The sequence below is a fragment of the Methanobrevibacter sp. genome, assembly GCF_045130115.1.
In the GTDB taxonomy this organism is placed as follows: Archaea; Methanobacteriota; Methanobacteria; order Methanobacteriales; family Methanobacteriaceae; genus Methanocatella.
Genome location: NZ_JBGUPC010000049.1, coordinates 19,095 through 39,621, shown reverse-complemented (window position 1 = coordinate 39,621; position 20,527 = coordinate 19,095). Strand labels below are relative to the sequence as shown.

9 protein-coding genes are annotated in these 20,527 nt (G+C 36.7%); 8 read left to right on the top strand and 1 reads right to left on the bottom strand.

The window, feature by feature from the left end:
• Positions 1-4 precede the first annotated feature (4 nt).
• From ACJMML_RS08530 to ACJMML_RS08515, 4 genes are all read left to right on the top strand, one after another.
• The gene (locus tag ACJMML_RS08530; protein ID WP_405306898.1) at positions 5-8,752 is read left to right on the top strand and encodes an Ig-like domain repeat protein; all 8,748 of its coding nucleotides are present in this window, start codon (positions 5-7) and stop codon (positions 8,750-8,752) included.
• 272 nt (positions 8,753-9,024) lie between these two features.
• Complete coding sequence (locus ACJMML_RS08525; RefSeq protein WP_405306897.1) at positions 9,025-10,848, top strand: threonine--tRNA ligase; 1,824 nt, start codon at positions 9,025-9,027, stop codon at positions 10,846-10,848.
• 52 nt (positions 10,849-10,900) lie between these two features.
• A complete protein-coding gene (locus ACJMML_RS08520) occupies positions 10,901-12,154 on the top strand; it encodes a bifunctional 5,6,7,8-tetrahydromethanopterin hydro-lyase/3-hexulose-6-phosphate synthase (RefSeq protein WP_405306926.1) in 1,254 nt (417 codons plus the stop codon).
• Between the two features lie 51 nt (positions 12,155-12,205).
• Positions 12,206-12,487, top strand: coding sequence for a zinc ribbon domain-containing protein (locus ACJMML_RS08515; RefSeq protein WP_303738588.1), 282 nt, complete (start codon positions 12,206-12,208; stop codon positions 12,485-12,487).
• Here ACJMML_RS08515 and ACJMML_RS08510 read toward each other — a convergent pair.
• On the bottom strand, positions 12,484-13,335 hold the full coding sequence (locus ACJMML_RS08510; protein ID WP_405306896.1) for a phosphoserine phosphatase: 852 nt from the start codon (positions 13,333-13,335) through the stop codon (positions 12,484-12,486). The two genes, ACJMML_RS08515 and ACJMML_RS08510, sit on opposite strands and share 4 nt — an antisense overlap.
• Positions 13,336-13,509: 174 nt before the next feature.
• On the opposite strand from ACJMML_RS08510, the gene ACJMML_RS08505 reads away from it, so the two are divergent.
• From ACJMML_RS08505 to ACJMML_RS08490, 4 genes are read left to right on the top strand one after another with little or no spacing between them, the layout of a single operon-like run.
• Positions 13,510-18,654, top strand: a complete 5,145-nt coding sequence (locus ACJMML_RS08505; RefSeq protein ID WP_405306895.1) for a cobaltochelatase subunit CobN — start codon at positions 13,510-13,512, stop codon at positions 18,652-18,654.
• A 9-nt stretch (positions 18,655-18,663) separates the two neighbouring features.
• Positions 18,664-19,371, top strand: a complete 708-nt coding sequence (locus ACJMML_RS08500; protein WP_303738585.1) for a DUF2162 domain-containing protein — start codon at positions 18,664-18,666, stop codon at positions 19,369-19,371.
• A 7-nt stretch (positions 19,372-19,378) separates the two neighbouring features.
• Positions 19,379-20,020 carry a MotA/TolQ/ExbB proton channel family protein gene (locus ACJMML_RS08495; RefSeq protein WP_405306894.1) on the top strand — a complete coding sequence of 214 codons (642 nt, stop codon included), beginning with the start codon at positions 19,379-19,381 and terminating at the stop codon, positions 20,018-20,020.
• An 8-nt stretch (positions 20,021-20,028) separates the two neighbouring features.
• The gene (locus ACJMML_RS08490) at positions 20,029-20,361 is read left to right on the top strand and encodes a DUF2149 domain-containing protein (protein WP_303738583.1); all 333 of its coding nucleotides are present in this window, start codon (positions 20,029-20,031) and stop codon (positions 20,359-20,361) included.
• The last annotated feature ends 166 nt before the right edge of the window (positions 20,362-20,527 follow it).

The window sequence follows — 20,527 nt, the reverse complement described above, 5'->3', positions numbered from 1 at the left end:
TAAAATGAAGAAATCGAAAAAGGCAATAATATTAGTAATGATAACAATAATATTATCAATTTCTGCTGTTTCAGCAGCAGACATTGACGATTCTTCAGACTCATCAATACAATCCATTGAAAAAACCGCTATAGATGAAGTGGTTTCAACAGATGCCGTTGATGATATTCAAACGGCTGAAAATAATGCGGATGTATTGGCTGCAGATGGAGACGGTAATTTCACTGAGCTTCAAACCTCTGTCAACACAGGCATGGTCGTAATGGATAAGGACTACACCCGTGTTGAAGGCGAAAATGACATATCAATTTCAAGAGACGTTACTATAGAAGGTAACAGTCATAAGATTGATGCAAACAATCTTGGTGGAATTTTTAATGTTAATTCAGGCTATACCTTAACTTTAATAGGTGTAACACTGATAAACGGTAATGCTGAAAACGGTGGAGCTGTTTACAATAACGGAGGAACACTGTCCATTAGTGATTCATATTTCATTAACAACACCGCTACCAAAAGCGGTGGTGCAATATACAATAATGGCGGAACTCTGGATGTAACTGGTTCTACTTTTGATGGAAATGACTTAACCGACCGTAGCGTAAACGGTTATGGAGGGGCAGCAATATACAGTGCTGCTGGTGATGTGACCATATCCACATCTACAATAACCAATAACTTAAAAAACATTGTACACCGTGGAGGAACCGGACAATACACCGGTGATTTATCAGGTGCTGCTGTAACAAGTAAAAACGGTGCTTTAACCGTATCTGATTCATACTTTGGAAAGAATAGTGGATCATATGGTGGTGCTATATTAAGTCAAGGTGACAATGCAGTTTTAAATGTTGTCGGATCCACATTTGAAGATAACTTTGCATTTAATGGAGGAGCTATTAACATAGTATCCAGTAAATATACTATTTCTAACTCTACTTTTAGAGGAAACGATGCTAAAGGTACAGGTAGTAGTACAAGTAATTATGCTAATGGCGGAGCCATTTGTGCACAAGAAAACGATAATGATGATGGTTTAATATCTGATTGTACTTTCGAAGATAACACAGCAGCCATTGGTGGTGCAATCACCACTCAAATCGCTCAAGTAACTGGATGTACTTTCACAAATAACACTGCTCTTGCATCTAATTCCGAAAGTTATAATGGTAAAACCAATAATAGAGGAGGATTTGGCGGAGCGATATTTAATGATAATACCATAACCATTGAAGACTCTAATTTCACAGATAGCATAGGTCGTGGAAGAGGATTGGATCTTAAAAATGCAGACATCAGCGGTTCATCATTCACCAATACAATCATAAACGTTAATAATCGCGGAACTGTCACTGTTAGCGATAATGTATATGATAATGACGGAAAAGATATTTCTTCAAGTAGCGGCTGTACAGTTGCTGTCACTGTTGGAAATGGAGAAGTTCCTTATGTGACTTCCGGAACCATTATCTTTGATGGTGACTTAACTTTCCAGGATTTACAAGACATTGTTGATGCTGGAAATGCAGCAATTACATTAACCGGAAATGTTTTGAAATCAGATGAAGAGGAACAGACTTTTGCAAATGGTATTCTTATTAGTCATTCTGTTTCTATTTATGCACAAGACCACACAATCACCGCTAATACTGGTAAAGTATTCACAGTTAATGAAGGTGCTACATTAACTTTAGATAAGGCTAATGTGGTTGGTGACGGCACTAGTGCTATAGTTAACAATGGTAGAGTTACTTTAAAGGTAGCTAATCCTTCCACTTTCACAAATGTGGGTGAATTTGCAATAGACAATCAAGGTACTCTTTATCAAGATAGTATGACCACTTTTACCCAATTAAGTGATTTAATTGCTTTGGTTAATGGTGGGGAAATCAGTATTGGTTCATCTAAAATCACCAAAGCGGACGATGAAAAAGCAACATTTGCAGATGGTATTATTGTTGAAAAAGATTTAACAATTACTGGATTTGTAAATTATAAAGGTGAAATTAGCACATATTTAGATGCAGCTAATTCAGGCAGAATCTTTTCTGTAAATGATGGTGCCACATTAACCTTAAATAAGATTATTTTAAAGAATGGTAATGCTGAAAAAGGTGGTGCTGTTTATGTGGAAGCCGCTAACGGCTTAATTGCTCAAACTGTAGACTTCATTAATAACACTGCTGTTTATCGTGGTGGAGCAATCTACTCTGAAGGTACTGCAGATGTCAAAGACTGTGTATTTGACAGCAACGACATTACTTTCCGTACTGCTAACGATGATAACGGTGGAGCTGCAATTTACAACTTAAAAGGTGTTTTAACCATTTCAGATTCCAAGATTACCAATAACCTCAAAGACATTGTTATTCGTGATGGAAACAATGGAGATTTATTGGTTGGTGTCGTTGTAACTTCCGGCGATACTTTAATTAAAGATTCTTACTTTGCAAACAACACCGGATCATGGGGTGGAGCAATAAGTTCCCTTGGATACTTAAACACTGAAGAATATGTTTTAAATGTTGTTAATTCCAGATTTGAAGGAAACAACGCTACATTCGGTGGTGCAATATTTATAGAATCTTCAAACTTAGACGTTAAAAACTGTACCTTTGAAAACAACAAAGGCGTAGGTGTAGGAAGTTCAGGAACTTCTAACACTCATGGTGGAGCAATTGTCGTATTCCCTGATGGCGCTTCTGCAGACATCATCGATTCTACTTTCATTGGTAACTCCGCTAATACTGGTGGTGCCGTAAGTTTTGCTGGTGTTGATGGCGATAGTCTTGTAGATAATTGTACATTCATCGATAACGCTGCTAATGATGGTGGAGCAGTATACCTCTGGACTCAAAGCGATGCTGCTGTAACCGTGGAAAACTCCGAATTTGAAGGAAACACTGCAGGTTGGGGTAGTGCTATTTCAACCGATGGTGATTTAAAATTATCAAATAACACTATTACTGGCGATGCTACAGCAATAGGTAACTGGGGCGGTTCCATTACTTCTGAATTAATGGTTACAGTTTTAGATGGTGAAACTCATACTTTTTACAATGATGTAAGTTTATATGCTGTTCTCACTGATGACAATGGTAATTTAGTTATGGATCATACTTTAAAATTCTACCTTGATGAATTGGCTACATCTTATGAAGCTATTTACAATTCAACATCCGGTAGATATGAGAGTTCAATTGCAAATGCAACTCCTGGAACTTACACAGTCACTGTCACATCCGATTCAAATAACTTAACCATTACAACCGGTACAATTGTTGTAATCAAAAAAGGCTCCTTCACAGACTTGCAATATCGGCTTGACAACCTTGAAGGAGATACATTTGAATTACCATACGACTTCACTTACAGCGAAACAGTAGATTCCGCTTTAGTAAATGGTATTAAAATTGGCCCAGGAATTTCCATTGACGGTAAAGGTCACACCATTAGCGGTAATAATCAAGCTAGAGTCTTTAATATCACTTCCAACTTGATAACTTTATCTAATATGACAATTCGTGATGGTAAAGCCGATAAAGGTGCTGGACTATACATTAATAAAGGTGAAATTTTCATCGCTTATAATGTAAACTTCCTCAATAACACCGCTACCTACCGTGGTGGAGCAATTTACACAGAAGGCTTAGTGGAAATTGATGGTTGTGTAATTGACAGTAATGACATTACCTACCGTGCTGAAAATGATGATAACGGTGGAGCAGCCATCTACAATAAAGGTGGAATTGTTCATATAAATGATACAGCTGTCACAAATAACTTGAAAGACATTGTTATTCGTGATGGTAATGACGGTCACTTAATCAATGCTGTGATCTTTAATTTTGGTGGAGGCATAACAATTAAAAACTCTTACGTTGCAAACAACACCGGTTCTTGGGGAGCTGGAATATACCAAAATGAAGATTCTGTATTAGAAGCTTATAATACCGTATTTGAAGGAAACAATGCTACTTTCGGTTCAGCAATTTACAATGAAGGTGGAATGCTTGTTGTTGATAATTGTACCTTCAATGATAATGCTGCTGTAGGAATAGGTAGTTCAGGCACAGAAAATACTCAAGGAGCAGCAATATTGGTCATGAACGATGGTTCATCTGCAAAAATTACCAATTCCAAATTCAATAGAAACTCCGCTAAAGTTGGTGGAGCTGTAAGTCTTGCTGGCGTTGCTGAGGATTCCCTTATTGACAATTGTACTTTCATTGACAACGTTGCAGAACTTGATGGTGGTGCTGTATACTTATGGAGTAATGATGCTGAAGTGACTGTATCTGATTCAGAATTCATCGGCAACAATGCTTCTTATGGTGGTGCCATTGAAAATGAAGGTTTAGGTGACTTAGTGGTTGATGGTTCTACCTTTGTTGAAAACACTGCATCCTTAGCAGGTGGAGCAATTATTTCATCAGGCAGTACAAGCGTTTCTGATTCTGTATTCATAGATAATGAAGCTCCAGGCGATACCAACGCTATTTATCTTTGGTATCCTGATGCAACATTAGAGTTATCCAACAATACAATCACAGGTAGTGACGTACAAATCTTTGTTCAATCTGGAATTGATATTGTTAGCCAATTGAAAGCTACATTCTTAGGAAATCAAACCATTCCTGCTGAATTTAGAGATACCGTCACACTTAATGCAACATTAACTGATGAAAACGGAAATGTCATTTATGACGCTGATTTCAGATTCTCAGTTAATGGTGAAACTATTGAGGGTATTTTCTTTGACGAAAACACCGGAGTATACACTGCAGACTATACTATTCAAACTGCAGGTTCTAACATAATTTCTACTAATTTGGATTTATCTAATTTGGTAAAATACACTGGTATCCTAGATGTTCCAAAAGTAAACATTTCCGAATTCACAGTTGAAGTTTTACCTAAAATTCGATTCGGCGAAAATGTTACCCTAGATGTAACCTTATTAGGCCTCAACGGCGAAGGATTAAACGAAACATTTAATGTGGTCGTAAACAACACTGAATACGCCGTTACAGTTGCTAACGGAACCGGTTCATTCAACATATCCGGATTGGCTCCTGGTCATTACTCCGCTTTAGGAATCTTCCCTGGAAATGATAATTACAATGGTGCTTACGCAACTGGATTGTTCACTGTATTATATCCACTCCCAATCTTGAATGTGACTGCTGAGGACATCACCTACGGTGAAGATGCTGTCATTAACATTAATTTAACAGAAGCTGATGGCACTCCAATAGATGGCAGGATCGGTATTAATGTTGGTGGAAAATTCTCAATGGATACCACTATTATTGGTTTTGCCTCAATACCTGTTCCTAATTTGCCTGTTAATGAAAGCGGTTGGGCTATTACAGTATACTATCTAGGCGATGAAGAACATTTGAATACAATGAATGACACCGAAACAGTAAAAGTGGCTAAGGCCGATGTTAGCATTGTTTGTGAAACCGTGACTCCGGAAATCAGATATGGTGAAAATGCCACTATTACTGTCGATATTAGTCCTGACTTTGCTACCGGTAATGTAACAGTCTTTGTTGATGATGCTGAATGTGGAACATTCGCCCTTGATGAAAATGCAAATGTAACACTGACTCTCTCAGGTTTAGCTGTCGGTACACATAACATTACCTTAACTTACAACGGTGATGATAACTATAATGCCAGAACTGGAGTGGTACCTAATGCTATAACTGTTGGAAAAGCACTTTCTAAAGTTACTATTGAACCTGTTAACAATGTTACCTATGGAAATGATGTAAGCATTGGATTTACAGTTGTTAATGCAACTACTGTGTTTATTAATGTTGCTACTGAGGATTTACAACCTGTTTATAATACTACTATTGTTGTAAATGATAGTGAATACGCTGATTCTCTTGTATTGTCTAATGTAGTTCCTGGCAATTACATTGTTGTACTCTACAATGAGGATAATGATAACTATGAGTTCAGTTCTACTTCTGCGAATTTCACTGTTGATAAGGCTAAATCTTCTGTTGAAATTAAACCTATTGAGAATGTAACCTATGGAAATAATGTAAGTATCGGATTCACTGTTTTAAATGCAACTACTGTGTTTATTAATGTTGCTACTGAGGATTTACAGCCTGTTTATAATGTTACTATTGAGGTAAATGATAGTGAATACGCTGATTCTCTTGTATTGTCTAATGTAGTTCCTGGCAATTATGTTGTTGTACTCTACAATGAGGATAATGATAACTATGAGTTCAGTTCTACTTCTGCGAATTTCACTGTTGATAAAGCTAAATCCTTTGTTGATGTTCAACATATCGAGGATGTAGTCTATGGAAATAATGTGAGCATCAGATTCAGTGTTTTAAATGCAACTACTGTGTATATTAATGTTGCTACTGATGCAGGATTAGAACCGGTTTATGGTGCCACTATTGTCGTTAATGATAGTGAATACGAGGGTTCCATTGTATTGCCTAACTTAGCCGCTGGCAAGTATGTTGTTGTAGTCGGAAATGATGGCAATGATTACTATGCTTCCAGTGCTGATTCTAGAAAATTCACTGTCAATAAGGCAGAAACTACAATGCAAACCGAAATCACTCCAGATATTAAGGTTGGTGATGAAGGTGTTGTAATTAAAGTGGTTTTACCTGAAAACGCTACCGGTAATGTAATGCTTTCAATTGATGGTGAAATCGTTAGCATAACCGGTTACGAATTGATTAATGGTACTGCAAACATCGCTGTTCCATCCGATTTATTGACTGCGGGCAAACACTCATACTATGTAAGATACGATGGTGATGCTAACTACACTTCTGCTGATGCTAATAAACAATTTGCAGTAAGCAAAGCTGATCCTATGGTTGTTATGTATGTTATTGAGAATTTAGACACTAAAGAGCCTGTTGCTGTTTCAATTTTCGTCAGCAATATTTCTGGTGGTCTAACAGTTGCTAGGGCAACCGGTCAAATCTTGATTGAAGGTTATGGCGTTGCACGCTTAGTAAATCTTGAAGATGGTATCTACACTTTAGATTTAATTGACATTGTTCCTGGAGATTATGAAATCACTGTTACCTACTTAGGTGATGATAACTTCAACAATGCAACCAACAGCACAGAGTTCACTGTGTCTAAACGTGCAGCAACTGTTGAAATCACTGATGTCACTGCAAACATTTTAGGCGGACAGAACGCTACATTCACAGTTAATATGAACCCTGATTCCGCAAACGGTAATGTAACCATCTATATTAATGGTACTGAATTTGCAACTGTCGTGCTTGGTGACGAATATGCTAATGCAACCGTAAGCATCCCTGGTTTAGGTGCAGGCACACACACCATTGGCGTAAAATACAATGGTAACGACCATTATAACGCATCTGATATTGTAAGTACAACCGTAACTGTTGCTAAAGCCGGTTCAAAAGTCACTATTGATCCTGTTTCTTACGCAATTTTCGGATACCCTGTTGAAATTTCATACACCGTTGAAAATGAAACTGCTGTAACATATTCTGTAGTGAATGAAAGCGGCGTTGAACAGGCATATGACATCATAGACGGCATACTTGTCTTATCCGGATTAAGTGTCGGCGACTACACAGTCACTATTACCAATGCTGAGAATGACATGTTCACCGAATCTTCAGCAACTCTTCAGTTCACAGTATCTGAAACCCCAACACTGGATTTCAATGTCACCTTCCCGGAAAACAGTACTGATAGCGTATTTTCAATCAGCATGCCTAAAGATGCTGAAGGATATCTGTTAGTTGATATTGACGGTCAACATTATTACGCTCCAGTTAAAAATGGTACTGCAACTATCGTTGTTCCTGGATTGGCTCCTGGAAACTACACCGCAACCGTTTCATACACTGGTGATGACAAATACGTCAACGCAACTACAACCAAAGATGTTTCTATACCTTCAAACCTGCCTGAAAATGCATTGACTATTCCTGAAAGCGCTGATACCGATGCACCTGCTACCTATTCAATTAGCTTACCGGCAGATGCTACCGGTTTCCTCATAGTGGATGTTGACGGAACCAAATATGCTGCAGCTTTAGAAAACGGATCTGCTAGTGTAAAAGTGCCTGCTTTGTCTGAAGGCCAACACAATGTAACTGTTATTTACACCGGTGATGGCAAATACTCCAGTGCTTCCAAATCAAGCAATTTAACTGTCAAAAAACCTGTTTACAAGATTGAAAACAACAAGAATGTCAATGCTCTTTACTCAGCTAAAGCATACTACAGAGTTCTTGTAACAAAAGACGGTAAGGCAGTTGGTGCTGGTGAAAATGTTACTTTCAAATACAACGGCAAAACATACATTGTTAAAACTGGTAAGTTGGGTTATGCAACCTTGAAACTTAACACAAAAGTTAAAGTTAAAAAATACACCATAACCGCTGTATACAAAGGTGTAAAAGTAACCAACAAAGTTACAATCAAACACGTGATTAAAGCCAAAAACAGGAATGTCAAAAAATCCAATAGAGTTACAAAAGTAACAATCGCCTTGAAGAAAGTAAATAAAAAATACCTCAAGGGTAAAAAAATTACTATCAAATTCAACGGCAAAAAATACAAAGTAAAAACCAACAAAAAAGGAAAAGCAATATGGAAAGTCAAAAAATCCATGCTCAGGAAACACACTGTTGGTAAAAAATACAAATACATTGTAGCTTATGGAAAAGACAAAGTATCTAAAAAATTAGTCATAAAAAGATAAGGATTAAACATCCTTATTTTCTTTTTTTATTTTTTTACAGCATCACGTATAGATTAACAAAATCAATTGTTGCTATTTTTTATAATGAATTAATTAAATTGAATCCATAGTTAATAATTCTCTATGTATTGCATACACTAATTATTTTTATAGTGCTTATAATCATTTTAATCAAAGTTATTTCATGACCAATAAATGGGTTAAAATCGCCTTTTCCTAATTTATATATAATATTAAAAATATAAATTCAATCACTAATATATGGTGATTAAATGAGAATACTTCTTATTCATTCTGATTATTTAAACTACAATGTGAAAAAAGAGACACCTGTAGCCGAAGATATTGAAGAAGCTAAAAAAGAAGGCTCCTTTGATGATTCTTTAGTAGTATTTACAGCTGTTGAAAAAGACGACGAAGATAACCCAGAAGGTATTGTTAAAAATCTAGTTAAAGAAGTCATAAAAACTAATGATCAAGTTAAAGCTGAAAACATAGTGTTATATCCATATGCACACTTGTCTTCTTCATTAGGGTCTCCAAAAGTTGCTGTTCAAATTTTAAAAGATGCAGAAGAAGCGCTTTTGGCTGAAAACTTAACTGTAAAAAGAGTACCTTTCGGATGGTATAAGGCGTTTGAAATCTCCTGTAAAGGACACCCTTTAAGTGAACTTTCAAGAACAATCACAGCCGATGCCGAAGAGGAAAAAGTTGAAAGAAAACCTTCCAAATGGCAAATTCTTGAAGGAAACAAGATTACCCAAATCGAAGATTTTGAATTCACAAACCATGCCTTCAAGCAATTGGTTGACTATGAGCTCGGATGCGGAGCGTCTGACGAAGGCGAACCTCCTCACGTCAAGCTGATGAGGGAAAAGGAAATATGTGACTATGAACCTGCATCAGATGTAGGTAACCTCAGATGGTACCCTAAAGGTAAATTAATCAGGGATCTTCTTGCAGATTACGTTTATGACTTGACTGTTGAGCGTGGTGCAATGCCTGTCGAAACCCCAATCTTTTACGATTTGGACAACCAGGCAATATATGAGCATGCATACAAGTTCGGCGAAAGGCAATACAGAACAGACACCAAAAAGAAACTGATGCTTAGATTTGCAGCCTGTTTCGGTGCATTCAGATTGATGTCCGATTCATATCTCACATGGAAAAATTTCCCTGCAAAGATTTTTGAGCTGACAAGATACAGTTTCCGTTATGAGAAAAAAGGTGAAGTTGTCGGACTTAAAAGGTTAAGGGCATTCACAATGCCTGATTGCCACTCATTCTGTACAGATGTTCAGGCATCCCTTGAGGAATTCTCCCAACAGACCGACATGTGTATGCAAACCGGTGTGGACTTGAACTTGGACTTTGAAGTTATCTTCAGGGCAACCCAGGACTTCTTTGATGAAAACGAAGAGTGGATGTATGAGATTGCTGACAAGTTCAAAAAACCGATTCTATTGGAAATCTTACCTGAAAGACACCATTACTGGGTATGCAAAATCGACCTTGCAAACATCGACGCATTAGGCCGTCCTATTGAAAACCCTACTGTTCAAATCGATGTTGAAAGCGGTAAAAGGTTTGACATCACCTATCTCGGTGAAGACGGCGAGCAGCACAATCCTACAATATTGCACACCTCCCCAACCGGAAGTATCGAAAGGGTATTATGTGCGATGCTTGAAAAGACCGCACTTGAGATTAATGAACGCGCACCAATGCTTCCGACCTGGTTAAGCCCAATTCAGGCAAGAATATTGACAGTTGGAGAGAATCACAAGGAATTCGCAGAAGAGCTGTACTCAAAAATCAACGCTTCCAACATTCGTGTTGACATTGACGACAGGGATGAAAGCGTAGGTAAGAAAATAAGAAACGCAGCAAAAGAATGGATTCCATACATTTTTGTCGTTGGTGACAAGGAAGCTGAAACCGGTAAATTCCAAGTTACTGTACGTGAAACCGGTGAAAAAGTCGACATGACAGTCGATGAATTAATTGATGAAATTAATGCTAAATGTGAAGGAAAACCTTTCAGAAGATTGCCTTTGCCTAAGGATATCTCAAAGAGGATTAACTTCCAATAGTTTATTAAAAATGAAATTTATAGTATAATATGGAGGAAATTTAATGGACCCAATGTATAATATAGGAGAAGCTCTTATTGGAGACGGCCCTGAATTAGCACATATCGATTTATTAATTGGAGACAAGCAAGGACCAGTCGGTCAAGCATTTGCAAACGGTTTATCCAATTTATCTATAGGCCACACTCCACTAACAAGTGTAATCAGACCTAACTTAATGACCAAACCGGCTACTTTAATCATTCCTAAAGTAACTGTTGGAGATTTGGAAGATGCAAGTAAAATATTTGGACCTGCACAGACTGCTGTTGCAAGAGCAGTGGCTGATGCGGTAGAGGAAGGATACATTGATAAAAAAATCGTTGAAGACATTGTAATTAATGTAAGCGTATTCATCGACCCTTCCGCAAAAGATTTCAGAAAAATCTATCAATACAATTATGGAGCAACCAAACTCGCAATCAGAAGAGCGATGGAAGGATATCCAGACATTGAAAAAGTACTTGCAGAAAAAGACCGTGGAACTCACCCAATTATGGGATTCAAAGTCAAAAAATTATGGAGCCCACCATACTTGCAAGTTGCACTTGACCTTGACAATGAGGCTGCAATGGAAAGAATCATCAACGACTTGCCTGACAATGACAGAATCCTTCTCGAAGCGGGAACTCCTTTGGTTAAAAAATTCGGTGTTGGAATCATTGGTAAAATCCGTCAACTCAGACCTGATGCTTTCATCATTGCTGATTTAAAAACCTTGGATGTAGGCCGTGTTGAAGTTAAGATGGCTGCTGATGAAACTGCTGATGCTGTTGCAATTTCAGGTCTCGGTACTATCGAATCTATTGCAAAAGCAATTCACGAAACTCAAAAACAAGGTATCTACTCAATTTTAGACATGATGAATGTTAAAGGATTTGTAGATAAATTATCAAAACTTCCTGATGATTTAAAACCGGACATCGTCTTATTGCACAGGAATGTCGATAAGGAAACCATGTTGAAAGAACAAGGTGGAGATCCTAAAGACATGACTGAATGGGGTAATATCAAAAATATCAAGAAAGTTCTTGGTGACAAAGGCCTTATTGCTGTTGCTGGAGGTATTAAACCTTCCAATGCTGAAGAAGCAATTAATTTAGGTGCAGACATCATTATTGCAGGTAGATACATTATCGGTTCAAGAGATGTAAGAAGAGCTGCTCAAGACTTCTTAGAACATTTCGAGCCAGACCCAGACAACATGAGACTTGCAATGGATGAAGATGAAAACATCAATGTAACTGATGAAGACGAAAAAAAGTAAATTAGATTAATCTCTAATTTACAACTATTTTTTTTTAAAGGAGTTTTTTTTATGGGATTTTGTAATTCTTGCGGACAACCTATTGTAAAAGAAGATTATGGAACAAATAAGGACGGCAGTCTAAATCCTGAGTTTTGTAAGGACTGCTATCAGAACGGCGAGTATACAGAACCGGACATAACTTTGGAAGAGATGATTGTTCGAAAAACAAAAGAGATGATGGAAAAAAATCCTAGACTTGCAGAAACTCAAGCGACTGGAATCACTGCATTTTTCATTCCAAGTCTAAAAAGGTGGAATCCAGAGTTTCAGGATGACTACAAAACTCTTTAGGATCTGTTTAACATAAATTCTTTAACTCTGTTAGCGATATAATCATCGCGGGATTGATGGGTTTTGAGGTTATACAGCTCATCCTGCATGTCATTGAACTTATCAACCAAATCATTGTATTCGTCTAAAAGTGAATCGTAATCTTTTTCCAGACTTTCATTTATTTCATAGATTTCAGCATAGCTGGTTTTGGTGTTGAGATTTTCCTGTTTTAGATGGTCATATTTTATGGAAACCTGATTATAGCTTTCACGAATTGAGGAGTGCTCTTCTTTTAAATTGGAACATTTTGTTTTCAGGTTTTTATTTTCTTCCTTGATGCTTGAATACTTGGTTTTGAGGTTTTCATTTTCGGTTTTGATGTTGACAAACTTGGTTTTGAGGTTTTCGTTTTCAACGATTAATTTGGAATGTTTGTCTTTGATGTTTTCATTTTCTTTTTTAAGTGAATCAATATTGTCCTGATGTAAATTTTGGTATTTGTTTTCCATTTCACTTAACGCTTCATCTTTACGTGCAATTTCAGCTTTAAGTTCATTGATTTCCTTTTCAAATTCCAAAGTAGGTGCCTGATTAGTATTTTTAAGTTGTTCTTCCAATTTTTTCACTTCCTCAACATGTAAATAATTAGCTATTCTCAATACTATTATCTCTTCCTCTCTACTTTTGAATTTTTCAATTTCTGAATTTGGGATAATAAGAACTTCTTCCTTGTTTTCATAGATGTCTTCATTTTTCGGCACTGTAATTTGTATCTGCTCTGTAGTATATTTCTTCCTTTCACCATTTTTTAATGTTCTATTATACTCTCTAGAATACTTCTTTACAATACCATTCCCTACTTTCATATTATCCCCTATTTCTAATAATATACTTTTGTTTTTTTGATTTAATAAATATTTTGTAGGCCTTAAATTTTTTGTATTACTTTTTTATATAAAATTCTCAAATTAGTAATACTTTAATAACATTTATTAATAAAATTAATGAAATATAATTATTATTAAAAGTAGGGGATTAAAATGTTTAAAAATAAAAGATTTTATTTGGCAATATTTGCAATTTTAATCATTATTTTATCTTCTCAAGTTGTTTTTGCTCTAGAAAATGATACAGATACAAGTATTGAGGACAACCAATTTATTGGAAGCGATAATGATTTAATTGATGATGATATTGTTGTTGAAGATTGCACTGAAAGCGGAGGTCATACTTCAGATGGGTTAAATTCAGATAATCTCCTCGAATCCACATCCGAGAACACAGTTTCTTCACAAAAAAATTATACATTGTTTTTTATTAGTGACAACCCCGGCACTAATATTTTAGATGCCGCCAGTCAGGAACTTTTCAATGGGAGCGATTTTAAAAATGTAAATATAATCGTCAGAAGTGGTGAACAGATAAAGACAATGGATGAATTGGAACTGGTAAATTTACTTTATAAATCTGATGCATTCATCGGTGAATGGATTAGTACCGATGTTGATGCAGTTTTGACAAGTGCTGTAGAGAAATATCCTGACGTTGCACAAAAGCAAGTGTTTTTAATATTGGAGCCACCTTCAGGAAATCTTAATTCCGGATCTTCTTCCATTAACTTGATTAAGCAAAATACAATTAATTACAATAAGATTTTTTCCTCATTCACAACAGAAGACATCATAACATATTTTTCAAATACCCAAAGAGGAACAAGTTATGAAGACATTGAAAGATATATAAGGGGCGATGGTGCAGTATTCAATAAGATGTTAAATGATTTGGTATTGTATAAGGATATCAATGACAAGAACAGCATGAAAAATCAAATTTTATATCTTTTGAATTATCTTGGGGCGGATGTTAATTATGAGGGACCGAATTTCACTGGTTCTTACCTATATGGAATCTATAGGGAAAGGTGGTTTTCCTTAGATGAATATATTGCGACTTATTTCAACTCTTCAAATACCCGCACGGTAGGAATATTGGAAAGTACGATGTATGTTTCATCCCAACAGTTGCATCCGACATATGCAATAATTAAATCATTGGAAGACAAGGGATATAATGTCATTCCAGTGTTTGCTGCAGGTGGTACTGCTGAACAGTTAAGGGTCATGGTTGAGTCTTTCACAAGTGCCGGCAGCGATATTTCAGGATTCTTAGCGAATTCCTCAAATTATGAAATGTATGTGGATGCCATTATCTCTATGGTGGCATATGGTGTTGGAGGAGAGAATTTCACAAAAACAATAGACTTTTTTGAAGAGCTTAATGTTCCAGTTTTCAGGGCGGTTCATTCAGATTATGTTTCTAATGAACAGTGGGAGCTTGGAAGCACAGGTTTGACTACAGAAAAAAGTGACAAATGGTGGCATGTTGCCATTGCAGAAGCTCAGGGTATCATTGACGCGACTTTCATCGGAGGAATATCATCATATATCTCTAATTTGACAGGTGCAAGAATCGTTACATATATTCCCCATGAAAGAAACATTGACCTGTTAACCGATAGGGTCGATTCATGGGTGGATTTGAAATATGCCGAAAATGGTGAAAAGGTATTGTCCATCATCTATTATAACTATCCTCCGGGAAAACAGAATATTGGATCAAGTTATTTGGATACAATTACCAGTATTTATAATATGCTCTATACTTTAAAGGCTGCAGGCTACACTGTCGAAGACTTGCCGAACAACGTTTCAGAACTTGAAGACATGATTTTAAGATGTGGAATCAATGTCGCTAATTGGGCGCCTGGTGAACTTGAAAAACTGGCCAACCAATCTGGCGTAACATTGCTTCCTGTCAGTGAATACACAGAATGGTTCAATTCACTGGAGGACATCATTAAGCTTCAGGTTCGTGAAGGTCCGGTCGCATACATTGGAGAGCTGGCAAGAAGGTCAGTCGAGTTAAACTATACCGTGACTATCGGAGACACAATCGATGATTGGCTAAATCAGGTTACCTCATTGCTTCCGGATGATAAGGCGGCCGATGCGAAAATAGTTTTAAATAAGATTGTAGGGGCCCTGAAAAACTATACTAACACTCATGATATTAAATACTTCCAACTGTTCCAACAGTACTTTGCTGAATTCAAACAGTTGAATGTTTCAGGACTTAACGGATGGGGCGATTCACCGGGCACTGTAATGGTTGTCAACAGAAATGGAGTAGACTACTTTGTTATTCCGGGTTTGACATTTGGAAATATTTTCATTGCTCCAGAACCTCAGAGAGGTTGGGAGGCGGACATTTCAAATCTCTATCACTGTACAGCTGTCGCTCCAACACACCAGTATCTTGCTGCATATTACTATATGCAAAAATATTACTCAAATGCAATGGTTTTTGTTGGAAGACACGCAACTCATGAATGGTTGCCTGGAAAAGAAATCCTATTGTCAGCAACTGATTACGGATCTGTTGTTGTTGGAGATGTGCCTCAATTGTATTTCTACATTTCCGATGGTTTGGGAGAAGCTATTCAGGCTAAAAGGAGAGGATTTGCCGTATTGATTTCACATTTGACTTCTCCAATGTCTTATACTCATTTATATGGAAACTTGACAATTTCGGTTAATCTGATTAATTATTATTACAATACAGAAAATGCAGAATTGAAAGCCGAATTTGCTCAGCAAATACGCAATTTTATCATTGACCAGGATTACTCAAGGAATTTGGGATTAAGTGTAGATGAAGTGGCAAATCTTACCGATGATGTCCTTGTCAAGAAGCTGGATACATTTTTAAAATCGCTTCAGGATGTGCTGTATCCATTGGGTCTTCATGCTTTGGGACAATATTGGACTGAAAAAGACCTTGCAAGCACGGTTTCAGTAATGTTGTCATTCGATTTCGAAACCGAACTGGGTGAAACTAACTTATTCGATGAACTTTCCCACATTTATTATTCTAAAGATTATGATGCTTTATCCTCTTTTGAAAGAGAAGTTATCTTAAATAAGTCTTATGATATCTGCAGAGCCCTGATTTATTGGGATGTGGATGTCGTTTACAGTACATTGGTTGCAGACAACAATTTATATGAGAATACAAAGGTTCTTGCCTGTTTGCAACTGGCCAAGAAATACATAGGTTTGATAAATGAAAGTGTAACCAATGAGTTGAATTCAATGCTCAACGGTTTAAATGGTAAATATATTCCGATTAGTGCCGGTGGAGAAGTAATTTTAAACCCGATTGTTCTTCCGACAGGTAGAAATATGTATCAAGATCAATCACAGGAACTTCCAACTCAGGATGCATGGAATTACGCAAAAACATTGGCGCTCTTGACATTATCAGGTTTGAATGATACTACCGAAAAGGTCATAATGGGTATCTGGTGTGTTGAAACCGCAAGGGATGACGGAGCTTTGGTTGCATCCGTTTTATATCTTCTTGGAATGAAACCGGTCTGGTCTGATTCCCCTAGTGCAGGTTATTTTATAGATGATGAAGATGATCCTGACCATGACCATGGGGAAATCGGTCAAAAAACCAAATCCATGCCCGAATATATTCTTTTGGAAGACTTAACCCGTCCTGAAGGTTGGGATAAGAAAAGAATTGATGTAACTGTGATTACTAGTGGTCTGTTTAGGGATTTATACTCTTCTCAATCTATTTTGTTAGATAATGCATTTAGGGTGGCACTTGCAAGATCCTACAATACCATTGTCCGAAACAGTACTCTTATGAGAAGTCAATACGGTAAGCAAATAAAAGAGGCCATTAATTTTGTCATGGAAGGCATTGGCTATTATGGTGTCAGTTCCGAATCGCTTGATGACAATTATGTTGCAAAGCATTGGGTCGAAGACTGCATATATTACTTGAGTCAGGGTTATAATGCCACAACTGCTGGGGAATATGCAATTACACGTATTTTTGCACCACCAAACGGTGATTACGGTGCGGGCATATCAAAATTGGTATCCATGTCATGGACCTGGAACGATACAAGCGAGCTTGCCGATTTTTACCTTGGAAGGATGGGAAACATGTACTCCAAAAACTATTGGGGGGATACAAATCCATTGGTATTCCTTAGGGCATTATCCAATTCTGATACAATTGTAACCAGCCGTAACACTAATCAATATGGTGTTCTCGACAACGATGACTTCTTCGATTACTGGGGAGGATTGTCCATGACCGTCGAGAAGATATCCGGCAAAACCCCTAACATGAATGTATTGATGTACGCAAATAAGGATAAGGCATACATTGCATCCTTAGAGGAAGTGATGTATCAGGAAATAGCTTCAAGATACGATAATCCTGAATGGATTAAGGGAATGATGGCTGAAGGATACAGCGGTGCAAGATACATGTCCAACAAATTTGTAACTAATTTATATGGTTGGCAGGTTACCAGACCATCTGCTGTCAGTGATGCTTTATGGAACAGAGTTTATAATACTTACTATAATGATAAATACAATATTGGAGTTACTGATTGGTTGAAATCAGGAAATAATGCATATTCTCTTATTTCAATGAGTGGAACAATGCTGACTGCCATTCAGGAAGGCTATTGGAATGCAAATGAGGGTACAATAAGAAACATTGCAAACACATGGGCTCAGGCCACAGTTCAAAACGGTGTTGCATGCTGTGACTGCAGTTGCGGAAACATTGCAATGATGCAATGGGCGGTTCAGTATGTCAATCCAGATATATTGGCTCAGCTATTGCCTAAATTATACCAAGCAACCCAAAATCCTGTATTTTCAGATAATACTCAGTCAACCGTTCCTCCGGAAAATCCTGATAACAGTCAAAATCCAAAGGAGGCTTCATCGAACAATCCGGTTGAAGGTTCAACATCCTCAGCCACTATTGCAACAAATTCAAGTTCAACAACAACCAATCAGGCTACAGCACAAAACGGTGAAAATGCACAGGGAGAAGCATTTTCAAATGTGGGTGCAGGAAGTGAGTCAGTACAGGCGGGAAGTTCTTCCGTAGAAGGTGCTGACGTTAAAAAATCAGTTGAGATTAATCCAATCACTTCACAGTCTGCAAGTGAGGTGGGATTATCAATAATTGCAGTAATTGGAATATTATGCTTAATAGGAGTAATCGCATTAGGTTACTTTAGAAATAGGGATGAAGAAGAAGAAATTAAAGATTTGGATAAATTATATAACGAAAAAATTTAAGGTGTTAAAATGGATGCAATTAGTATATTATGGCAATTAGGAATTTTATCGGCTGTTTTAATCTTTGGAATTAAATTGGGATTGGCCACTGGTTTAGCAAATATGTCAAAGAGGTATCTTGCTTTGGTTTCAATCGGATATGGAGCTGGAGTTTTAATATTGACTCAAATTGCTTCATTTTACACAACTCAAATTACAGATTTGATTTATACATACAATTTTGAATTCTTTTTGATAATGGCCGTTATAATGATATTGGCGGGAATTTTCACAATTAGGGAATATAAGGTATTTGAAAGGAATACTACTGCAGCAACATGCATGGCGATTGTTGCACCGTGTCCGTGTTGTTTTGGATCAATTCTTGTAAGCATATTGCTGGTTGCCCCTACTGTGGGATTAGGACTTATGAATTTAAGCGTTATTGTTGCTTCAGCATTGGTTTTAACAATTGTATTGACCTATTTTGCATCAAATTATCTTGTTAGATTTATTAACAAACCTTATCCTATTGTTTTAGGAAATTTCATGTTCTTTTTGGGAATTTATTTCCTGCTGTCTGCATTATTCCTTCCAAACATAACTGCAATGATTCAAAATCCGATGGATGCTATTACAATCGCTTCTGTTGACTATGTAAGCATTGCTATAATTGTTATTTTGGCTATTATGGCGATAGGTGGAATTATTTCAAAAAGAAATACAAATTTTAGGTGATTATTAAATGACAACAGTTCCAGGTAGTGAAATTATAACCTCTGGGTTGAACATGATTTCCCAGAGCTTACAGATTCCAGTTATAATATTTTTAGTTATTTTCGCAATTTTTGCGGTAATTACATTGGGAGGTCTCATTTCTGAATACACTTCTCGAAGAAAGATTTCAGTTGATTCACTTGAAAAGATTATCTATTCGATTTCAAATGCCGAATCCTATGAAGAAATTCTAAACATCGTTAAGAATGCAAGAATATATGAATCCCAGAAGGTAATTCTGGTTAAGGTTTTACGTGCCAATGAATTGTCCAGCGAGGCTAGGCATACTTTGGCAAGAAAATTGATTGAAGCGGAAGAAAATAAGTTTACCAAAAAAATAGAAAAAACAGATATTGTTACCCGTATAGGTCCAACATTAGGATTGATGGGAACTTTAATACCAATGGGTCCGGGACTTGCCGCATTGGGTGCAGGAGATGTTAATACTCTTGCAAATGCGATTATAGTAGCATTTGATACTACTGTGGTCGGTATTGGTTCAGGTGCAGTTGCTTATGTTGTATCTAAAATAAGGCGCAGGTGGTATGAGGAATATCTGTCAGATTTGGATGCCTTAACTGATGTAATACTTGATAAATTAAATAATTAGGTGTTTTAATGGTTAGAAGGAAAAATAATAAGAGATTTTCTGAGGGTGAAGAGGACCCGATGGCCGGAACATCTAATCTTGTTGATGCTATGCTTGTTATTGCAGTAGGATTGCTGATATTTGTTGTGATAAGCTGGAATATGCAAAGTGTTGTCTTTCAGGATTCGCAAGATCAGCAAAAAGCTATTGAGGAATCGTCACCTGACGTGACTGAAGTCAGCGAAGGACAGGTTTTAAATGAAACCCCTGACACTTCCAATAGCTCAGGACAGGGATATATGGAAATGGGTAAAGTCTATAAGGACCCTTCAACGGGAAAATTGATAATGGTTGAAGGTTAATTTTTATCCAGCGATTTATTTAAAAATCGCTGTATACTTTTTTTTACTTTTGATTTTATAGTTTTTTAAGTTAAATTTAATTTTAGTATTACTTTTTTACTTATTTTTCGAATTTAGTAATAAATTGGTTAGTTTTAAATATTCAATAATATATAGTAATAATTAA